The 19,519-nt window shown below is 62.2% G+C and carries 18 protein-coding genes; 12 read left to right on the top strand and 6 right to left on the bottom strand.

The genetic code is table 11. The features are described from left to right. Window positions 1-15: 15 nt before the first annotated feature. A complete protein-coding gene (locus tag PWM43_RS07515) occupies window positions 16-231 on the bottom strand; it encodes a hypothetical protein (RefSeq protein WP_289842044.1) in 216 nt (71 codons plus the stop codon). On the opposite strand from PWM43_RS07515, the gene PWM43_RS07510 reads away from it, so the two are divergent. Then, a complete protein-coding gene (locus PWM43_RS07510) occupies window positions 142-1,281 on the top strand; it encodes a Hint domain-containing protein (protein ID WP_289842034.1) in 1,140 nt (379 codons plus the stop codon). The two genes, PWM43_RS07515 and PWM43_RS07510, sit on opposite strands and share 90 nt — an antisense overlap. Window positions 1,282-1,629: 348 nt before the next feature. On the opposite strand, the gene glnA is transcribed toward PWM43_RS07510, so the two are convergent. Continuing rightward, window positions 1,630-3,156, bottom strand: coding sequence for a type I glutamate--ammonia ligase (gene glnA / locus PWM43_RS07505; protein WP_394356051.1), 1,527 nt, complete (start codon window positions 3,154-3,156; stop codon window positions 1,630-1,632). A 273-nt stretch (window positions 3,157-3,429) separates the two neighbouring features. On the opposite strand from glnA, the gene PWM43_RS07500 reads away from it, so the two are divergent. From PWM43_RS07500 to PWM43_RS07490, 3 genes are all read left to right on the top strand, one after another. Then, window positions 3,430-4,599 carry an aminotransferase gene (locus tag PWM43_RS07500; protein WP_289841880.1) on the top strand — a complete coding sequence of 390 codons (1,170 nt, stop codon included), beginning with the start codon at window positions 3,430-3,432 and terminating at the stop codon, window positions 4,597-4,599. A 238-nt stretch (window positions 4,600-4,837) separates the two neighbouring features. After that, window positions 4,838-6,415: a bifunctional protein tyrosine phosphatase family protein/NAD(P)/FAD-dependent oxidoreductase gene (locus PWM43_RS07495; protein WP_289841879.1), complete on the top strand. Its 1,578-nt coding sequence runs from the start codon at window positions 4,838-4,840 to the stop codon at window positions 6,413-6,415. Between the two features lie 34 nt (window positions 6,416-6,449). Next, window positions 6,450-6,923, top strand: a complete 474-nt coding sequence (locus tag PWM43_RS07490) for a GAF domain-containing protein (RefSeq protein WP_289841878.1) — start codon at window positions 6,450-6,452, stop codon at window positions 6,921-6,923. A gap of 21 nt (window positions 6,924-6,944) precedes the next feature. On the opposite strand, the gene PWM43_RS07485 is transcribed toward PWM43_RS07490, so the two are convergent. Together PWM43_RS07485 and PWM43_RS07480 are read right to left on the bottom strand one after the other, a co-directional pair. Beyond that, window positions 6,945-7,478: a TIGR00645 family protein gene (locus tag PWM43_RS07485; RefSeq protein WP_289841877.1), complete on the bottom strand. Its 534-nt coding sequence runs from the start codon at window positions 7,476-7,478 to the stop codon at window positions 6,945-6,947. Window positions 7,479-7,767: 289 nt separating this feature from the next. Further along, complete coding sequence (locus PWM43_RS07480; protein WP_289841876.1) at window positions 7,768-8,046, bottom strand: HU family DNA-binding protein; 279 nt, start codon at window positions 8,044-8,046, stop codon at window positions 7,768-7,770. A gap of 161 nt (window positions 8,047-8,207) precedes the next feature. Here PWM43_RS07480 and PWM43_RS07475 point away from each other — a divergent pair, with 161 nt between their 5' ends. Continuing rightward, window positions 8,208-8,498, top strand: a complete 291-nt coding sequence (locus PWM43_RS07475; protein WP_289841875.1) for a hypothetical protein — start codon at window positions 8,208-8,210, stop codon at window positions 8,496-8,498. 21 nt (window positions 8,499-8,519) lie between these two features. Here PWM43_RS07475 and PWM43_RS07470 read toward each other — a convergent pair whose 3' ends face one another. Next, window positions 8,520-8,912 carry a hypothetical protein gene (locus PWM43_RS07470; RefSeq protein WP_289841874.1) on the bottom strand — a complete coding sequence of 131 codons (393 nt, stop codon included), beginning with the start codon at window positions 8,910-8,912 and terminating at the stop codon, window positions 8,520-8,522. Then, a complete protein-coding gene (locus PWM43_RS07465; RefSeq protein ID WP_289841873.1) occupies window positions 8,909-9,664 on the bottom strand; it encodes a prepilin peptidase in 756 nt (251 codons plus the stop codon). Before PWM43_RS07465 ends, PWM43_RS07470 begins: the two co-directional genes overlap by 4 nt. Before the next feature lie 109 nt (window positions 9,665-9,773). Between PWM43_RS07465 and PWM43_RS07460 the strand changes: the two genes are divergently transcribed. From PWM43_RS07460 to PWM43_RS07430, 7 genes are all read left to right on the top strand, one after another. Beyond that, on the top strand, window positions 9,774-11,489 hold the full coding sequence (locus PWM43_RS07460; protein ID WP_289841872.1) for a GspE/PulE family protein: 1,716 nt from the start codon (window positions 9,774-9,776) through the stop codon (window positions 11,487-11,489). 6 nt (window positions 11,490-11,495) lie between these two features. After that, window positions 11,496-12,743, top strand: coding sequence for a type II secretion system F family protein (locus tag PWM43_RS07455; protein WP_289841871.1), 1,248 nt, complete (start codon window positions 11,496-11,498; stop codon window positions 12,741-12,743). Then, window positions 12,740-13,186: a prepilin-type N-terminal cleavage/methylation domain-containing protein gene (locus PWM43_RS07450; protein WP_289841870.1), complete on the top strand. Its 447-nt coding sequence runs from the start codon at window positions 12,740-12,742 to the stop codon at window positions 13,184-13,186. The genes PWM43_RS07455 and PWM43_RS07450 overlap by 4 nt, the downstream gene beginning before the upstream one ends. Beyond that, entirely contained in the window at window positions 13,176-13,589 is a 414-nt protein-coding gene (locus tag PWM43_RS07445; protein WP_289841869.1) for a type IV pilus modification PilV family protein, read from the top strand. Before PWM43_RS07450 ends, PWM43_RS07445 begins: the two co-directional genes overlap by 11 nt. Beyond that, entirely contained in the window at window positions 13,586-14,215 is a 630-nt protein-coding gene (locus PWM43_RS07440; protein WP_289841868.1) for a prepilin-type N-terminal cleavage/methylation domain-containing protein, read from the top strand. Before PWM43_RS07445 ends, PWM43_RS07440 begins: the two co-directional genes overlap by 4 nt. A gap of 279 nt (window positions 14,216-14,494) precedes the next feature. Next, complete coding sequence (locus PWM43_RS07435; RefSeq protein ID WP_289841867.1) at window positions 14,495-18,544, top strand: Hint domain-containing protein; 4,050 nt, start codon at window positions 14,495-14,497, stop codon at window positions 18,542-18,544. Continuing rightward, entirely contained in the window at window positions 18,541-19,467 is a 927-nt protein-coding gene (locus PWM43_RS07430) for a sulfotransferase family protein (protein WP_289841866.1), read from the top strand. The genes PWM43_RS07435 and PWM43_RS07430 overlap by 4 nt, the downstream gene beginning before the upstream one ends. The last annotated feature ends 52 nt before the right edge of the window (window positions 19,468-19,519 follow it).

Here is a 19,519-nt window from a genome sequence, read left to right as displayed (position 1 = left end):
TTCACATTGAATATTTCAGAATTGCTGTCGAATAATTTCTCGATATATACCTTGAACGGTCACGGGAACAAAAACTCCTATTTCGACGTCATTTACAGAAACGGCTTCACCACGATCGAGATATCGGATGGCCGTCACTGCATCACGATCAGCATCAAGGGCAATCCCTTCGGATATCACCACCACCATCACGAGCATTGCTGCCCGGCGCATCATCATCATGGCTGCCACCCGATCTGTTTTCTCGAAAATGCCATGATTCGCACGCCCTCGGGCGACGTTGCAATTCAGGAGCTGGCGATCGGGGATGAGGTCGTGGCGTATGTCGAAGGTCGCGCGCAGTCGCGGTCGGTCGTATGGGCGGGCAAAGGTCATGTAAAGGTTCGCGCTGGCCTGCCTGATGACGAAGCGGGATATCCGATCCGCATTCTGGTCAACGCGATCTCGGAAGGCGTGCCTTACAAGGATCTTCTGGTGACGCCGGAGCATTGCTTTTTCTTTGACGGCGGCTTTGTGCCGGCCCGCATGCTCGTCAACGGGCGTTCTGTTTTCTACGATCGTTCCGTATCGGCTTACGACTACTTCCACGTCGAGACGCGCGAACACTCGATCATCATGGCGGATGGGATGCTGACCGAGAGCTATCTCGATACGGGCAATCGCGATGCCATGAGCCAGAATCATAATGTCGTGGTGAGGCTGAGCGCTGGCCCGCGCCGCTCGTGGGCGGATGACGCGGCCGCGCCGCTCGTGGTGGAACGCGACGCGGTTGAGCCGCTTTATCGCCGGATCGAGAACCGGGCCGTCGAAGCCGGTCTGGAAGCGATCGATGCGCCTGTTCTCACGACGCAGGACGCGGACATGCACCTCGTAACGGATCAGGGGCAGGTCATTCTCCGGACCCGCGAGGCCGGCAATCGTGTGATGTTCACGATCGCGCCGGGCATCGAGACCGTGCGTATCGTCTCGCGGACCAGCCGCCCAAGTGACGTGACCGGGCCGTTCCTGAACGATCGACGCCAACTCGGCGTGCTGGTGGGAGAGATCACGCTCTTCGATTCAGGCGAGGCGTCGACGCTGGATCGGCATCTGCAGGAACCGCAGGCGCGCGGTTGGGATGTCGTCGAGGGGACACCCTGTCGCTGGACGAACGGCGATGCCTGGGTATCCCTTGGCGATCGGGCGCCCGGCAGCGTCGGTCTTCTCGCGATTGAAGTTCTTGCGGCGGGACCGTATCTCGAAGCCGAGGCGCGGCCGGAACCTGTCGCAGTTTACGCTTGATATCAGTCCAGAGCATCACCCGGCTGGATGGACTTATTCGGTCGGGTGAAGATGCATGACAGGACAACGATGGGAAGCCATATCCGTGAGACCCTGCGAACGGATATGGTTCTCGTCTGATTGCGACCAGCGCCTGCCTCGCGGCAGGCGTTGTTGTTTCCGACGCAAGCCGCATTCGTCAAGGAACGCCGAGGCACCTTGCCATTTCAAATGTGTCGGGTTGCATGCTCGCTGCCGCTTTTTGACATCGTCGCCGTTCGATGCGCCCTGATCAGCGCCCTGCTGGACTGGCGATACGCTGTAGGGGCACGCATAAAAAAACCGGCCTTTCGGCCGGTTCTTTCCCGGTCAGACCGAGTAATACATTTCAAACTCCGCCGGATGCGGCGTGTGTTCGAATTTGTAGACCTCGTTCCACTTGATCGCGATGTAGCTCTCGATCTGGTCCTTGGTGAAGACGTCGCCTTCGAGAAGGAAGGCATGGTCGGCGGCGAGAGACTCAAGCGCCTCACGAAGCGAGCCGCAAACGGTCGGGATCTTCTCGAGTTCTTCTTTGGGCAGTTCGTAGAGATCCTTGTCCATGGCTTCGCCCGGATGGATCTTGTTGCGGATGCCGTCGAGCCCCGCCATCAGCATTGCTGAGAAGGCCAGGTACGGGTTGGCCGTCGGGTCCGGGAAACGGACTTCAACGCGCTTCGCCTTGGGATTCGTCGCGTGCGGAATGCGACATGAAGCGGAACGGTTCGCTGCCGAATAGGCGAGCAGAACAGGAGCCTCGAAGCCCGGGATCAGGCGCTTGTAGGAGTTCGTCGAGGGGTTGGTGAAGGCATTTAGCGCCTTGGCATGCTTGATGATGCCGCCGATGTAGAACAGCGCCTCTTCCGACAGGTTGGCATATTTGTCGCCTGCGAAAGCAGGCTTGCCGTCGCGCCAGATCGACTGATGGACATGCATGCCCGAACCGTTGTCGCCATAAATCGGCTTGGGCATGAACGTGGCCGTCTTGCCGTAGGAATGGGCGACGTTGTGCACGCAGTATTTGTAGATCTGCATGAAATCGGCCGACTTCACCAGCGTCGCGAATTTCGTGCCCAGCTCGTGCTGGGACTGTGCGACTTCATGGTGATGCTTCTCGATCGGCAGGCCCATTTCGCCCATCGTAGAGAGCATTTCGGCGCGTAGGTCGCCCTCGACGTCAACGGGCGCGACAGGCACGTAGCCGCCTTTCACGCCGGGACGATGGCCCATATTGCCTTCCGGATAGTCCATCATGGACGAGCCGGGGCCTTCGATGCTGTCGAGCTGGTAGATGCCGAAATTGGGGCCGGTGCCGAACTTGACGTTATCGAAAATGAAGAACTCGGCTTCCGGCCCGAAGAAGGCGACGTCGCCGAAACCGGCGTTGCTGAGATAGGCCTCGGCCAGTTTGGCCGTCGAACGCGGGTCGCGGTTGTAATAGGTGCCTGTCTTCGGATCGACGATGTCGCAGATCAGGATGAGCTGCGGCTTGGCCGAGAACGGGTCCATGACAGCGGTTGAGGGGTCCGGCAGCATCACCATGTCGGACTCGTTGATGGCCTTCCATCCCTGGATCGACGAGCCGTCGAACATGAAACCTTCCGTGAAGGTTTCTTCCTCGATGGTCGTGACCCACTGGGTCATATGGTGCCACTTGCCCTTCGGATCCGTGAAGCGGAGGTCGATGAGATCGACGGCGTGCTCCTGGATCAGCTCGAAAACGCGCGCGACGGCAGCGGCATCCGGAGCGGGCAGCCCCGTCGTCGGTTTCGCTATGGTTTTTGGTGCGGCTTTTGGTGCGCGGGGGGAGGGTTTCGCCGTCGCCGGAGCTTTGGCTGGGGTCGCTTTTTTGGCCATCTGTCGACTACCTGTTCTGCCTGTCACATGGTTCGCCTGAAAGGCCGAGATTGATCGGCTGCAAAACGATTAAGGGACGCATGGAGCCTTGTCGAGGGCGTGTGGACTGGCGAAGTCAAAAGTATGCACACCCTGACAAAAAGTTATGGTTCGGGCAGGGTTCGCAGCGCGAGGCTTGCCGGGTGGTGCGCCGGGGTGCTTTGTCTTTGTCCTTTGGATATGAAGACGCCACGATCGCCGAGTGTGGCGTCGTGATCTGCGCGAGGGAAAAAAATGAAATCACCCAATGCGTTTCTGGCCAGTCTGCCGACGACCATCTTCACGGTGATGTCCCAACTGGCCGCAGAGCATGACGCCATCAATCTGGGGCAAGGATTTCCGGATACCGAAGGGCCGGGCCTGCTCATCGATGCGGCCGTCGAGGCGCTGCGCGATTATCGCAATCAGTATGCGCCGCTGATGGGTCTGCCGGAACTGCGGCAAGCCGTGGCCCGAAGCAATCGCCGTTATGGTCTCGATGTCGATCCGGCGCGCGAAGTCCTTGTCACTTCGGGCGCGACGGAAGCCATCGCCGCCTGTCTGATGGCGGTGGTCGAATCGGGAGACGAGGTCGTCCTGATCGAGCCGCTTTACGACACGTATCTGCCGGTCCTGCGCATGATCGGCGCCACGGCCCGCTGCGTGCGGCTCCATCCTCCGGAATGGCGTCTGGATCCGGACGAATTGCGTGCGGCCTTCGGTCCGCGCACCAAAGCCATTCTCGTCAATTCCCCCATGAACCCGGCTGGCAAAGTCTTTTCCCGCGAGGAACTGGAGCTCATAGCGGGCCTCGTTCGCGAACATGACGTTTTTGCGATCTGTGACGAGGTCTATGAGCACCTGACATTTGACGTTCCGCACATACCGCTCATGACGCTGCCGGACATGCGGGATCGCTGCATGCGCATCGGAAGTGCCGGAAAGAGCTTTTCCCTGACGGGCTGGAAGGTGGGTTACGTGACCGCCTCTGCGGCGTTGACTGCACTTGTGGCCAAGGCCCACCAACTTCTGGTTTTCGCGACGCCACCCAATCTGCAACGCGCGGTGGCGGTCGGGCTTTCGATGGATGAATCCTACTTTCGGGAACTGGCTGAGGGCATGAAGATGCGTCGGGACCTGTTGGCGCATGGGTTGCACGCCCTTGGATTTCCGACCCTGCCCGCCGATGGCAGCTATTTCGTGGTTGCCGATATTCGTCAGCACGCCGCGGGTCGCGATGACGTGACGTTCTGTCGTGATATGGTTCGTGAAGCGCGGGTCGCCGCGATCCCCGTCTCGGCATTTTATGATCCGGAAGGGCCGCCACCGCCACGTCATCTGGTGCGTTTCGCGTTCTGCAAGAAACCGGAGGTTCTCAGGGCGGCTCTGGATCGTCTGCGAGCCCTCTGCCATGCCAACGATTAAATAATTTCATAAAGTATGAACCGTTTCGGGAGGCTTGGCAGGCGGGAAGGGGCGATCCTCAGGCCTCTCTCCTCTGTCCGTACTGTGACTTGACAGAGTGCATGTTGGAACTTATCCCCAAAACATTCATTCTTTCATAAAAAATGAAAGAAACCCGGATGTTGACCTGTCAGATCTGCCGTCAACGGTCGGTCGTGCGGCATTCGGGCATCCATCTGATGATTGGAGGCGCCGCATCATGACGTTCAAATTCCTCGACGATCGCTTCGCGACATCCGGTCAGGTCACGAAAGACGACCTGCCGAAGATCCAGCAAGCCGGTATCGCCGGAATCATCTGCGTGCGTCCCGACAACGAGGAGGCCGGGCAGCCCAGCGCGGCGGAGATCGGTGTCGAAGCCGAAGCGCTCGGCCTCGCCTTTGTGTCGATCCCGGTGAAGTCCGGCGTGACGCCGAGCCCGGAGAGCGTGCACGCCATGCGCCGCGCGCTCGACACGATCCAGGGCAAGATTCTGGCCTATTGCCGCAGCGGCGCGCGCGCCAGCATGCTCTATGAACTCGCCCGGAAATCCGAAAGCGTGAAGTCGGAGACACGCCGGTTTGACGTCGTGATCGCGGGCGGCGGCGCCGCGGGCATCGCGACAGCGGCCAGCCTGCTGAAACGGCGTCCAGGCACGACCGTCGCCATTATCGATCCCGCGACCGAACATTACTATCAGCCCGGATGGACGCTCGTGGGCGCGGGCGTTTTCACGCCCGAGCAGACGCGCCGCTCCGAAGTCACGCTCATCCCCCAGGCCGCGAACTGGATCCGCGAGACCGTGACGGGGTTCGATCCGGAGCATAATCAGGTGCGGCTCGGAGATGGTTCGAGCGTCGAATACACGACCCTTGTGGTGGCTCTCGGCATCAAGCTGGACTGGGCTGGCATCGAAGGGCTGGTGGACACGCTGGGAAAGAACGGCGTGACGTCGAACTACCGCTATGATCTCGCGCCCTACACGTGGAAACTCGTGCAGGGCCTCAACAGCGGCACGGCGATCTTCACGCAGCCGCCCATGCCGATCAAATGCGCCGGAGCCCCCCAGAAGGCGGCTTATCTGTCATGCGACGCATGGCGCCGTCGCGGCGTGAAAGACGCCATCTCGGTCGAATTCGATACCTGCACACCCGGCCTGTTCGGCGTCGCGGCGTTCGTGCCCGCCCTGATGGCGTACATCAGGCGCTACAATATTGCGTTCAATCCGAAGACCAGGCTCGTCAAGGTCGATGGCGCCAGCAGGATCGCGACGTTCGAGAAAACGACCGATAGCGGCACCGAGACGATTGAACGCAAATTCGACATGCTGCATGTCGTGCCGCCCCAGGCTCCCCCGGATGTCGTGCGTGACAGCAAGCTCGCCGATGCCGCTGGCTGGGTCAGCGTTGATCCGACGACATTGCGTCATACGGCATACGCGAACGTTTTTGCGCTGGGAGACTGCGCGGGCACATCGAATGCGAAGACGGCCGCCGCCGTGCGCAAGCAGGCGCCCGTCGTGGCCTATAATGTGGCCGCGACGCTGGACCACAGGGCTGTCGGCGCGGAATATGACGGCTACGGCGCCTGTCCGCTGACCGTCGAGCGCGGCAAAATCGTGCTGGCGGAGTTCGCCTATAACGGGGCCCTGACGCCAACGCTCCCGAAATGGCTGTTGGACGGACAGAAGCCGACGTGGCTGGCGTGGTTCCTCAAGGAAAAGATCATGCCGTTGCTGTACTGGGATTTCATGCTGCGCGGCCGTGAGATCATGGTCAAGCCGAAGGTGAAGGCGTAACGCCCGGACGCGACTGTTTTTGAAGGGATGAAGCATGACCGCGCCGCAACAGCGCCTAACGATGGACGAACTGGTGGATGCCGTGGAGTCCGTCATCGGAACGGAACGGGATCTGATCGCCAACATGGCCAATGCGTCCGCCATGATTTTCGAGGCGGTGCCGGACCTGAACTGGGCGGGTTTCTATCTGCTCAAGGACGGTGAACTCGTGCTCGGTCCCTTCCAGGGGCGGCTGGCCTGCACACGGATTCCGCTCGGCAAAGGCGTATGCGGCACGGCGGCGGCGAAGCGGGAGACGATCGTGGTCGAGGACGTCCATGCGTTTCCCGGACATATCGCCTGCGACGCGGCTTCGGCTTCGGAAATCGTCGTGCCGGTTCTGGATGGCGATACGCTGATCGGCGTGCTGGACATCGACAGCCCGCTCAGGGGGCGTTTTTCGGCGCGGGAGCAGGTGGTGATGGAAGCCGTCGCGCGCTGTGTCGCGCGCTCCGGAAAGGCGAACTGAGACTCGCTGTCGCGACGTCCCTCAGTGGGCGTCGGACGCTTTGTCCTCGTCGTCTTCACCGGCGCCCATGATGCGATCCATGATCGCCATCAAAACGCCGGACGCCACGAAAGCGAGGTGAATGCCGACGCTCCAGGCGAGTACCCGGTTCGGAATTTCACCCACACGGATGAAGTCCGCCAGCACATGGATCGCGGACATGGCGACGATCGACGCCATCAGCTTGATTTTGATATCGCCGAAAGTGACGTGGCCGATCCATTTGGGATAGTCAGCGTGCTCGCGCACGTCGAGGCGTGAGACGAAGTTCTCATAACCCGCGAACATGACGATCAGAACCAGATTCGCCAGCAGCACGAGGTCGATCAGGTCGAGCACGCCGACGAACAGGTCGTCGAAGTCCAGCGCGAAGAAATGCCGCCACAATGTCCATATGGTCTGGAAGAACTTGACCGGGATAAGGATCAGTCCCGCGACCAGCCCGAAATAGAGCGGCGCCACGACCCAGCGGGTGTTGAAGAACAGGCGTTCCAGAGAGTGTTCGTATCGTTTCATATCGGTATTGTTGTTAGCACCGCGCGCGGGGTGACGGGAAGGAGGAAGCGATCGAGGCCCTGGTCACGGAGAGCCGATCATGTTCCGGACGGGCGCTGGCAGGTCTGCGTCGCTTCGCATGATCGCTCGGCGCTCGGCCCGCGTCGGCTGTCCGACAAGCTCCCGTCATCGTCGTGAGGCGCAGCCGCATGGTCGCGTCTTCGCAGCCATCGCGCACGGGCGAAAACGAAAAAGGCGCCGCACGCGATCAACGCGGCGACGCCTTTTCGCTGGCAAGTTCCCGAAGGACTTACTTGACGGTCAGTGCGTCCTTGACGTGCTTGGCCGGCGAGAATGCGAGCTTCTTGGAAGCGGCGATCTCGATGGTCTCACCCGTTTTCGGGTTGCGGCCCTGGCGCGCCGCCGTGCTGCGGACCTGGAATTTGCCAAAGCCCGGTATGGAAACTTCGTCGCCCTGCGTGGCGGCTTCGACGATGCTTGCGAAGACCGTGTCCAGCGCGGTCTTGGCGTCGGCCTTCGTGCTGCCCGTGGCGGCGGCGATACGGTCGATCAGGTCGGTGGACTTCATGTCGTTCCTCTTCAGATGTAACGTGGCGAGAGCCATAGGCGCAGATCGGGGCGGAAACAAGGCTCCCGTCGATGAAAAAGTGCCGGATTTGTTGGAATATTCCTGTCCCAGAGTTCGTCGTGCTGTGACGCGAGACGAAACGTCGTGAGACGGAGACGCGAATGCGACAGGATGTGCGCTTCTATCTCGGCGATGGGCGCCATGTTCTCGATGATCTCGACCCGGTTCCGACGCTGCCGGACTGGCTGCGCCGGAACCAGGGGCGGACAGGTGCCAGGGGCGGACAGGCACGAGGGAAGGCCGCAACGAGGGCGATTGCGGCGCGCCTGCACGGTCGTGCGTATGCGTGGCGGGAGCATCTGAATCCGGCCCGCGTCCGCCAGCGGCGCAAACGACACGCACCGGTCGGCGCGTCACGTTTGTTGCCGCGGAGATCATCATGCGGTGTCTGAAGCCGACCGCCTTGCCCGATTTCAGGGTTTCGGCGTCTCCGGCGCAAAGAGCGGGTGCAGGGCGAGGATTCTGCCATCGCGTTCGAGCACAGCCGTTCGGGAATCGACGCTGCGAAGCGTCCAGTCGCCGATCCGGCTGCCGGACGCCTGCGGGCGCGGCTGCGAACCATCATGGGTTTGAAAAACGGCCAGCGTTGCGTGCGGCGTCCGGATGATGCCGGTCAGCACCGGCGTCTCGTCCGCGGGGCCTGTCGCAGCCGCATGGGGCGCGGCGCGCCGGGTCGGGCTGAAAAGGGGGCGGTCGAGAAGTTCGTCCGGCGCCGCCAAAGGCCGGGCGGCGTGCGCTGCCGTGCAGAATGCGCTCTGGAGACCCGCACACAGAATCAGCGCGCGGCTTGTCGGTCTTCGGATCATGAGATCAGCCAGCAAAGAAAAAAGGCCGCAGCCAGAAAAGGCCCGAACGGAATGGCTCTCGACCATAGGGCGCCCGTTTTTCCGCGCAGGACCATGACGCCATAGCACAGAAAACCGCCAACACAGGCGAGGAGCACGATCCGCCCGATCATGTCCGGGGCGTTCCATGCGCCGATGGCCGCGAGCAGCTTGACGTCCCCGCCGCCCAGCGCCGCCCTGTTCCGGAATTTCAGGAAGGCGACGCGGATCAGTTCGATCGTCGCCCAGGTGAGAGACGCACCGATGAGGGCCGCGAGCGCGTGCCCGTTCAGCCCGCCATGGAGAATTCCGGCTCCGATCAGAGGGAGCGTCAGCGCATCCGGCAGACGCATGGTGCGCAGGTCGATCCAGCCGAGCGCCAGCAGCCACCACCCGAGCAGGCAGGCAAGCGCCATGGCCGGAGGATCGTCGCCATGGACGAGCCACGCGGCCAGCGCCACCAGGGCCGCCGCGATTTCGACAGCCAGGTGGAACGGATCGATTGCGCAATGGCAATATCGGCATCGGCCCCGCTGCACGGCGAAGCTCACCACCGGCACGAGATCGCGGCTGCCCAGCGTGGTTTTGCAGTGTTCGCAGCATGACCGCGCCGTCGTCCAGTTTCGGCCTTCCGGCAGCCGCTGGATGATCGTCCCGAGAAAACTCCCGATGAACGGGGAGGCGGCGAGAAGTCCGATCGGCAGAAACGTGGCAGACAGGGCGGCGGGGAGCATCCTCCAAGCGTCGCATCGGGGTCGCGTCTTGGCAAGGGAATGCCCGTTGGGCAGAGTGTTCCGGCGAAACACGATCGAAATGATTCGTGACGCGGAAACAGGTGACGCGATGAACGGGCCGGAGGCCGAGAACGCGACTGGCACGATGGCCGTCTCTGAAAGCGAAGCCTTCGCGGGCTTCCTGATCGCGCAGGGAAATTGCGAGGCGCGGGCCATGGAACGCGCGCGCCGCGTTTCCGAGGAAACCGGCCAGCCGCTGGAAGGCGTTCTGCTGCAACTCGGCCTGCTCAGTGAACGCGCGCTTGCGACGAGCTATGCGGCCTTTACCCGTGATCCTCTCGTGCCGCCGGACGCGCTGGCAGCGGTCGATGAGCCGGTTTTGCCGGAATATCTGTCGGTGGCGTTTCTGCGTCATGCGCGGTGCCTGCCGTTGGGTGTTGAGGGCGGCATCCTGCATCTCGCCATGGTCAATCCGCTCGACGCCTTCGTGCGCCGGGCGATCGAGCTTGCGACCGGCCTGACGGTGGAGCCGATGGTGGCGGTGCCCATCGAACTTGAGGCGGCGTTACAGCGGTTATGGCCGCGCGAAGAGCAGGAAATATCCGACCTGCGCCATGGCGGCGATGTGGACGAGGACGCGGACCGGCTGAAGGATCTGGCGTCCGAAGCGCCCATTATCCGCCTGGTGAACCAGATGGTGTCCCAGGCCGTGGAGACGCGCGCCTCCGATATTCACGTCGAGCCCTTCGAAAACCATCTGCGCATCCGCTATCGTTATGATGGCGTTCTGAGCGAGGCGGAAACGCATCCGGCGCGCGTGGCGGCGGCGGTCATTTCGCGCATCAAGATCATGGCGCGCCTCGATATCGCGGAGCGGCGCCTGCCGCAGGACGGGCGCATCAATCTCGCCGTGCGCGGGCACGACGTCGATATCCGCGTCTCCACAGTGCCGTCGATGCACGGCGAAAGCATCGTCATGCGTATTCTCGATCGCAGCGCGGTCACCTTCGATTATGACAGTCTGGGTCTGTCGACTTCGATCATCGAGAGGCTGCGCATGGCGCTCGACGAGCCGAACGGGATCGTTCTCGTCACGGGGCCGACCGGCAGCGGCAAGACGACGACGCTCTATGCGGGGCTGAGCGGCATCAACACGGTGTCGCGCAAGATCATTACCATCGAGGATCCGGTGGAATATCAGCTCGAGGGGATCAACCAGCTTCAGGTCAAACCGCAGATCGGCCTGACATTCGCATCCCTGCTGCGCTCGATCCTGCGTCAGGACCCCGATGTCATCATGGTGGGCGAAATCCGTGATCTCGAAACCGCGCAGATCGCGGCCCAGGCGGCACTGACCGGCCATCTCGTGTTGTCCACGCTCCACACCAATTCCGCAGCCGCGGCGGTCACGCGCATGCGCGACATGGGGCTGGAAGATTATCTGCTCAGCGCCGTCCTGCGCGGCGTGCTCGCCCAGCGTCTCGTGCGCAGACTGTGTCCCTCCTGTCGCGTGCCGGACCCGAACAGCGCGACGCTGGCGGCTCGCTTCGATCTCGCGCCGAAAGAGGGCGAAGGATTCTGGCAGCCGAGCGGCTGCCCGTCCTGCCATCACACGGGCTATCGGGGACGACAGGCCATCGCGGAATTCCTCGTCCCGACGCCCGACATCGTCAAGCTGATCTTCGCGCAGGCGAGCGACGCGGAGATCGAGCGCGCCGCCATCGCCGCCGGAATGGAGACCATGTTCTCTGCCGGGCTGAAGGCTTGCCTGGCCGGTGAGACGGCCCTCGACGAAGTCCTGCGCGCGGCGCGGGGCGAGGGATAGCAACGCGTGCCGCTTTACGATTATGTCGGCATGGGCGCGGATGGCGCGACCGTTGACGGGCGGGTGGACCTGCCGTCTGAGGCCGACGTCGCGCTGAGGCTGCAACGTGACGGCCTGTTCGTTCTGCGGGTGACGCCGGCCGATGAAGAGGCTGCGAAACGTTCCGTCGCAGCATCCCTGTTCGTGCGGATTTTCGGCGCGTCTCTGGGACGCCGCAAAGCGCTGCGACACGCGGATCTCGTGGATTTCACGCGCAAGCTTTCGATGATGCTGGGCGCCGCCCACGATCTGGACCGTGCGCTGCGCTACATGATGGACGTCACGACGCGCAAGGCTCCCCGTGCCGTCATCGGCCAGATCCGCGACGCGGTCCGTGAAGGCGGCACGCTCGCCGACGCGCTTGGTCGTCATCCGGAGAGCTTCTCGCGCCTGTATGTCGGTCTGGTGCGTGCCGGCGAAGCGGGCGGCACGCTGGCGACCGTCATGGACGAACTGTCGCGCTATCTGGAGCGTCAGGCCCGGCAGACCTCCGAAATTCGTTCCGCCATGGTGTATCCCGCGCTGCTGGCCGTCGCCTCCTGTGTGGCGACGGTGTTTCTGCTCACGGAAATCCTGCCGCAATTCGTGACCCTGTTTGCCGAAAACGGTGCCCGGCTGCCGCCGCTGACACGAGGGGTCATCGCGGCGGGAGACTTTCTCAAGAATGACGGGCTGCTCATTCTCGGCGTGGGGCTGGTCGCTTTCGTCTGTGGCCGGACTGCGCTGCGCTCTCTGGCCGTTCGGCGGAAAATGGACGGGCTGCTCCTGCGGCTGCCGGTTCTGGGTGCGATCTGCACGGATGTGATGGCTGGCCGGATGACGCGCACGCTGGGCACGTTGACGGGAAACGGCGTCGCCCTGATTCAGGCCGTGCAGATGACGCTCGGAGTCGTGGAGAACGAAGCCGGAAAAGCCGCGCTGGAAAAAGCGCTGGCCGCCGCGCGCGAAGGCGACGGTCTGGCCGCTCCGCTGGCGGCGACCGGCGTCTTCCCCCGCGCGACGACCGAACTTCTTCATCTCGGCGAGGAAACAGCCCGCCTGTCGATGCTGGCGCTGAAAGCCGCCGATATTCACGAGGAGCAGGCCCGCCTCGCGACGGACAGGCTGGTCGCGCTTCTGGTTCCGGTCATCACGATCGTCATGGGCGGCATCGTTGCCCTGATCGTGACGGCGCTGCTCATGGCCATGCTCAGTCTGAACGATCTCGCGGCATGACCGGGCGACGTGCGGAAGACGGGTTTTCGCTGCTGGAAATTCTGGTGGTTCTCGCCATTCTGGGACTCGCGCTGGCTCTGCTGGCGCATGGTCGGGCGTGGAGGAGCGACACCACGGATCTTCGCGGCGCGTTGGGAACCGTGGCGCGTATCGCGAGGGCGGCGCGGGAGTCCGCGGTCGTGACGCAGCGTCCGGTCCGGCTCGGGATTGATCCCGCGCATCACGTCGTCAGCGCGGAGGGCCCTGATTCCGTCCGGGAATCCCTTCCGCGCTGTGTCACTCTGGCGTCGGACGGCGAATCGGATACGACAAGGGAGGTGCGATTCCTCGCGGGTCCCGACGGGCTGTTTTCGCGCCAGGTTCTGTCGCTCACCTGTGGTGCGCATCGTGGGAGTGTGCGCTTCGACCCCATCACCGGCAGGGTCTCGATCGATGAACACTAGCGTCGATCCATCGCGGGACGAGCAGGGCTTTACCCTGCTTGAAACGCTCGTGGCGCTTGTGATCGCGGGGGTGGCGCTCATCGTGATGTTCGAGGTCTCGGGAGAAGGGCTTTTCGCCGTCCATGACGCGGCGATGCATGAGCGGGCGCTCAGCGTCGCCCGGTCCCGTCTGGCGCTCGCCCGGGCGCGTCCGGCATTTCAGCCCGGTGAGAGGGGGGGGGAAGAAGCGGGCGGATTCCATTGGCATGAAACGGATGTGCCCATCGAACAATCCGATACGCCCGACGCCGTAGCCGGAACGCTCTTCAGGATTACGGTCCATGTGACCTGGCACGATGGGCGGGGCAAGCTTGTATTATCCACGCTCCGCGCGGCCCCTTTGCGCGAGGATGGTCGATCATGAAACACGAGACCTCCGGGGATGGCGGCTTCACGCTGCTGGAGGTGCTCGTCGTTCTCGTGGTCTTTTCGCTCCTGCAACTGGCCTTGTGGGAAGGGCTGCATCTTGGGCTGGCAGCCTGGAAACGGCAGGTCGCGGGCTCCGCCGCGCTGGAACAGCAGGTGACGGCGGAAGCCGCCTTGCGACGTCTGATCGCCAGAGCGCAGATTGGCGATCCGGAGGTCGACGCGCCTGTTTTCTGCGGTGAGGATCGTTTCCTGTTCGTCTCTTCGCTCGATCCGGGATCGCGGCCCGGGCCACGCGTCGTATCGCTTTCGCAAAAAAGTGAGCCGCAACCTGTGGAAGTGACGATAGGGCGCGACAGGGCGCATCGGCTCGTCATGCGATGGCGCCCGTGGATCAGCGGCGAGGCCCTCGCAGGTGAAGAACCCTATCGCGAGGCCGTTCTGCTGGATCACGTCGATACCGTGACGTTTCGTTATCAGATGCGTGACGGCCACTGGTTGGCGCATTGTCCCGACGGGCTGCCTGTTATGGCCGTTCGATTGCATATCGAGGGGGTGGGGCCTTTCATTCAGCCCGATATTGCGATCAATATTATCACGGGCCACCGCTGGGAGCGCGACTGATATAATCGGTCGTTTTGAAAGATTTCATCTATTTTCTTTGCTAAAAAATGACGTTGCGTGAATGAAATTCACTTGTTACAGTTTTTAAAGGAACGCGAGACTTCGTGGAGCGGCGCTTTTCTTCGGTAGCTCGCGGCGTCAGGTCGGACAGGTAAGTGCCCCAAGTCTCGTTTTCCAGTTTGTAGTGCAATGATCGGGATTTATCGCAACAGGTCGTGTGTATTCACAACATTTTGATATCGTATCATATCATATTGTGGTTGAGAGCGAGAGGCAGACATGAGTGACCGGGTCGTCAGTTCGGGCCAGAGCCTAAGCGGACAGGATATTGCCGGAGGTGACAGCCTCGTCGTTTTGGCTGGTGGTTCGATTGTGGATGCGACCATTGAAGCGCATGCGAGTGACGCCGTGTATGGCATGGCTTCCCACACCACGCTCATGGCATCGGCGTCCGAAACCGTTTTCGCCAACGGTATGGCGATCGGCACCAAAGTTGGTTCCGGTGCTGCCCAGTATGTTTCCGGAGGCGGAGCCGCCTCCGCGACCGATGTGCAGTCGGGCGGACAGCTTTACGTCAATTCGAACGGTGTCGCGCAGTCCGCGATTATTGAAAATGGTGGTCTGCTCTCGGTTTCCTCAGGGGGGTTCGCGTCGGCTGCGGATATCCACTCCGGTGGCAGTCTCCTGATCGAAGGCGGAGGTCTTGCTTCCGATACCGTGATTGAGGGCGGTGGAGCGGTCACGGTCTTATTTGGCGCGCAGACCCTCATGGACAAGGTTTCGGGCACTCTGACGGCCTCTTCAGGCAGCGTCGTGACCGAGGCGCAGGTTCAGTCGGGCGGCACGCTCGTTGTGGATTCGGGTGGTTTCGGGACCGCAACGATCGTTTCCGCCGGTGGCCTTGAAGTTGTTTCCAGCGGCGGCTTCGCCAGCGCCACTCAGTTTCTTTCCGGCGCCTCCGGCGTCGTTATGGGTAAAGCGTCTGACGCCGTTCTGAATTCTTTCGCTTTCCAGACAATCTCCGCCGGAGGCGTCGCGCTCGGCACCACGGTTGGATCCGCCGCCGCGCAGATCGTATCGGGTGGGGGACTGGCGTCCGCGACGGATGTGCAGTCGGGCGGAGAGATGTATGTGCTGTCGCTCGGCGCCGTGCAGGGCGCTACGATCGAGGACGGCGGCCTGGTCACGGTGTCTTCGGGTGGCGCGGCACTTGATATGATCGTCACCTCCAACGGCACGATGGCACTCGAGAGCGGTGGTTTCGGTTCAGGCGCGACGATTGAGGACAATGGCTGGGTAATCGTGTCCTCGGGCGCCCAGAGCCTCGGCGATACGGTACTGTCCGGCGGGATGATCATTGCCTCCGCAGGCGGTGCGGTCACTGCCACAGCCGTTTCCGCTGGCGGCTATGTCGTCGTGTCGTCGGGCGGTGAGGCCGATGATGTCGTCATTTCATCGGGTGGCATGGAGGTTATTTCCGCTGGCGGTCAGGCGAACAATACCCATCTTCTTGCGTCAGGAAAGATCGATTTCGACGCCCTGACCTATGTGTCCGGTGCTACGGCGACGTTCGATGGCAGCACGGATATCCTGACCATTCAGGCGGGCGATGTGACGAATACGGTCAGTCTCGCCGGCGATTATCAGGGCCTGTATTTTCACCTTTCCAAAGACGTCGCCGACGGATCGCTCGTCCTGACGGTCGATGGAACGCCGTGTTACTGCCGTGGCACACGGATCATGACCCAGCAAGGCGAAATCGCGGTCGAGGATCTCAACATCGGCGATTCGCTGGTGACGGCCTCTGGCGAGGCGCGTCCGCTGCGCTGGATCGGACGCCGGACCTATACGGCCGCGATGGCGGCGGGCGACGCCGAAATCCTCCCCGTCATGATCCGGGCTGGCGCGCTCGCCGAGCATGTACCCTGTCGTGACCTGTTCGTCTCGCCTCTGCATGCGATGTTCATCGACGGCAAGCTCGTGCCGGCCATATCGCTGGTGAACGGACTGAGCATCGTTCAGGCCGCGTCCATCGACAGCGTGGATTACTTTCATCTGGAACTCGAAACTCACGATGTCATCCTCGCCGATGGAGCGCCTTCCGAAAGCTTTGTCGACGACGGCAGCCGCAGCATGTTCCACAATATCGAGGATTATCATCGGCTCTATCCGGATGCCGAGACCCGTCCGGCTGTCTATTGCGCGCCACGCCTTGAAGACGGTGAGGAACTGGAAAGTCTGCGTGAGCGTCTGCTGAACCGTGCCCGTTCGACCGGAGCATCACCGGTCGGTCTCTGGCCAGTCTCGTTCCGTGGGCATCTGGATATCGTTTCCCATGATGTGATCCGGGGATGGGCACGCGATACGCTGACGCAGAATCGTGTCCGTCTGCGTATTCTCGACAACGGCCGCACGATCGGAACAGTGGACGCGAATGCCTACCGCCAGGATCTTCATGCCTCCGGGCAGGGGGATGGCTGGTACGGTTTCGAATTTGCGGTCCCTGGGGGGCTGGATCCACATCTGCGTCACGTCATTCAGGTTCAGAACGTGGTCGATCAGGCCGATGTTCTGGGATCGCCCGTGTTTCTTGACGCTTCCAGCGCAGCCGCCAATGGCAGAGGGACCACCGGGATACTGATGGAGGCGCCCGAACCGGAGATTCTTGGCGCCAGCCAGGGATATCTGGACTGCGCCACGCATAAGACGATTTCCGGCTGGGCCTGGAATCCCGAGCAGGACATGCAGGCTCTCGCCGTCCGACTGTTTGCCAATGGACGACTGCTGTCCCGCGTGGTGGCCAATGCCCTGCGACCGGATCTGATGGCTTCGGGCATTGGAACCGGACGTTACGGATTCGAACTCGATATCGACGGCGTTCTCGATCCGATGCAGCGCTATGTCATTCAGGCCTTCGTGGAGAATTCCGGTCGTCCGCTTCTGGGGGCTCCGATGGTGGTCGAGCCCGCGAATTCCTTCAATGAAGCGTTCGCCGGCAGCATTTCACGCGTCTTTTCAGCTCTTGCGAGCCAGGATGATCGCGCCCGTGCTCTGGAGTTCATGCTCGCTCAGGCCGAGCGCGTGAAGCAGCAGATGGCCGACGCCGAGGCCGGGCGTGAAACCCGCCATCGCAGCCAGCGTCGCAAGCGCGCGTTGGGTCCGGTCGCCGCCAGCCTGCCGATGCCCGCTCGCCGTGCTCTCGTCGTCGATGACCGTTTCCCGACGCCCTCGCGGGATGCTGGATCGAACGCGCTGCTTTCGCATATCCGTGCTTTGCAGGCGCTGGGTTATGCGATCAGTTTTGTATCGACCGAGGGGTTCGGGGCCGCAATCAGCGGCGCTGACATCGACATCCTGCGTCTCCTCGGTGTGAGCATCTGCGGCGCGCCGGTCTACGGAACCGTCGAAGAAGTTCTCCGTCGTCAGGCCGGCTGTTTCGACCTCGTCTATATGCACCGCATTTCGACTGCGGGCGCCTACATGAAACTGGCGCGTCAGACGATGCCGCGCGCGCGCATTCTCTACAGCGTCGCGGATCTGCATCATCTGCGTCTGAGCCGTCAGGCCGAGGCGGAAAGCCGCCCTGAACTTCTGGGACTGAGCAATCGCACGCGTCTCGAAGAATTCACGGCGGCCTGGCAGGCGGACGCCGTGCTGACTCATTCGTCGGTCGAAGCGGACATCCTGCGTCGTTCAGTCCCTGCCGCGCGGGTTTACGAGACCCCATGGGAGCATCGTCCGTTACAGGCCGATCCGGAAATTCCATTTTCGGACCGTTCGGGGATCATGTTCCTCGGCAATTACGGCCATCAACCGAACGAAGATGCCGCCTGCTGGCTGGTTGAATGTGTGATGCCCCTCGTCTGGCGGAAAGATCCGTCCATACGCTGTCTTCTGGTGGGCGCGGGTATGACGCAGCGTGTGCGGGACATCGCGCAGGCTCGCGTCGAGATCATGGGGCATGTCTCTGACCTCGACGCTCTGTGGGCGTGCGTGCGCCTGAGCGTGGCGCCGTTGCGATATGGCGCGGGCGTCAAGGGGAAAGTGCTTGAGAGCATGGCCGCGGGAGTTCCCTGTGTCATGACGGGCATCGCCGCGGAGGGGCTGGCTCTTCCCGCGATCCTTCGGGAATGGGTTGGCGACAACGCGCAGGATCTGGCGGACCGGATCGTGGCCCTGCACGGCGATGAGGCACTGTTCCGTCGGGCTGGGGGCGCCGGAGCGGCCTATATCGTTGAAAATTTCAGCGCCGATGCTGTGCGCGACGCTCTGGCGGTCGCGATCGAGGGGCGGTGCGTGGCAGCCGCCGGGGACGTCGCGGCGGAATGACCGTCCATCAGGACACAGCGTCGGCTCTGTCGGCGGCCGATCGCCTTGCGGCACTGGGAGATCTGGCGCGTCGTCAGCTTTTTTTCGTCGGCGGCGCGCCGCGCTCGGGGACAACGTGGATCCAGCACCTGATCGACGGGCATCCTGAAGCTTCCTGCATGGGGGAGGGACTGTTCTGGCAGCAGATTCTGCATCCGCTGACCGCCATGTCACAGAAACGGGTTGAGGCTCTTAAAGAGAAGAACGTCAATCTTTTCGCCCATACCGGCGGTTATCCCCTGCCAACGGAAGATGATGTGGATGCGATGCTGGCGACGGGCATTCTGATGGCGTTGCAGCGCCAGCTTTCGACGCGGCCCGATGGCGGCGCGTCCTGTCGCGCCATCGGAGAAAAAACGCCGGAAAACATTTTTTTGTTTCCGCGCCTGAAACGCCAGTTTCCGAATGCGAAGCTGATCGTGATTTCGCGTGATCCGCGCGATGTACTGGCATCTTCGTGGCACATGTTCGTGCAGCGCCATCAGCCGGACGAAGATCTCTCCGCACGGATGGAAGGCTTCATCCGCCATTCGCTCGAGCCGATGGATAAGGGCGCGCGCACGCTGTTCTCGCTTCAGGAACAGGACCCGTCGTCGTGCCTGTCGATCACCTATGAGGGGCTGCATGCCAATACGGTTGATGTGCTTGCGGACGTCTTTGGTTTTCTCGCTCTGCCGTCGACGACGGAGATTGTAGCGGGATGCATCGAGCGGAGCGCATTTTCCCGTCTCTCCGGGGGGCGCGCGCGCGGCATGGAGGCGAAACAGGCCTTCCTGCGCAAAGGTATGGTCGGTGATTGGCGTGCGACGATCCCCGAGGCCATGAACGCGATCATTCTTGAGCGCCTGGGATGGATGTTTCCCCGTTTTGGATGGACGCCCTGAAGAAGGGAGCGACATCCGGCTTGTTTGCTGGAGGTGTGGTCAAAACCGATAT

It is taken from the genome of Brytella acorum (assembly GCF_029309905.1).
In the GTDB taxonomy this organism is placed as follows: domain Bacteria; phylum Pseudomonadota; class Alphaproteobacteria; order Acetobacterales; family Acetobacteraceae; genus Brytella; species Brytella acorum.
Note: the sequence above shows the minus strand (reverse complement) of the source record. Positions and strands in the feature narration are given on the sequence as shown.

Coding starts and splice junctions, on each gene's coding strand:
- glnA (WP_394356051.1), bottom strand. CDS start 3,156: ATGGCCAAAAAAGCGACCCCAGCCAAAGCTCCGGCGACGGCGAAACCC.
- PWM43_RS07500 (WP_289841880.1), top strand. CDS start 3,430: ATGAAATCACCCAATGCGTTTCTGGCCAGTCTGCCGACGACCATCTTC.
- PWM43_RS07495 (WP_289841879.1), top strand. CDS start 4,838: ATGACGTTCAAATTCCTCGACGATCGCTTCGCGACATCCGGTCAGGTC.
- PWM43_RS07490 (WP_289841878.1), top strand. CDS start 6,450: ATGACCGCGCCGCAACAGCGCCTAACGATGGACGAACTGGTGGATGCC.
- PWM43_RS07485 (WP_289841877.1), bottom strand. CDS start 7,478: ATGAAACGATACGAACACTCTCTGGAACGCCTGTTCTTCAACACCCGC.
- PWM43_RS07480 (WP_289841876.1), bottom strand. CDS start 8,046: ATGAAGTCCACCGACCTGATCGACCGTATCGCCGCCGCCACGGGCAGC.
- PWM43_RS07475 (WP_289841875.1), top strand. CDS start 8,208: ATGCGACAGGATGTGCGCTTCTATCTCGGCGATGGGCGCCATGTTCTC.
- PWM43_RS07470 (WP_289841874.1), bottom strand. CDS start 8,912: ATGATCCGAAGACCGACAAGCCGCGCGCTGATTCTGTGTGCGGGTCTC.
- PWM43_RS07465 (WP_289841873.1), bottom strand. CDS start 9,664: ATGCTCCCCGCCGCCCTGTCTGCCACGTTTCTGCCGATCGGACTTCTC.
- PWM43_RS07460 (WP_289841872.1), top strand. CDS start 9,774: ATGAACGGGCCGGAGGCCGAGAACGCGACTGGCACGATGGCCGTCTCT.
- PWM43_RS07450 (WP_289841870.1), top strand. CDS start 12,740: ATGACCGGGCGACGTGCGGAAGACGGGTTTTCGCTGCTGGAAATTCTG.
- PWM43_RS07445 (WP_289841869.1), top strand. CDS start 13,176: ATGAACACTAGCGTCGATCCATCGCGGGACGAGCAGGGCTTTACCCTG.
- PWM43_RS07440 (WP_289841868.1), top strand. CDS start 13,586: ATGAAACACGAGACCTCCGGGGATGGCGGCTTCACGCTGCTGGAGGTG.
- PWM43_RS07435 (WP_289841867.1), top strand. CDS start 14,495: ATGAGTGACCGGGTCGTCAGTTCGGGCCAGAGCCTAAGCGGACAGGAT.
- PWM43_RS07430 (WP_289841866.1), top strand. CDS start 18,541: ATGACCGTCCATCAGGACACAGCGTCGGCTCTGTCGGCGGCCGATCGC.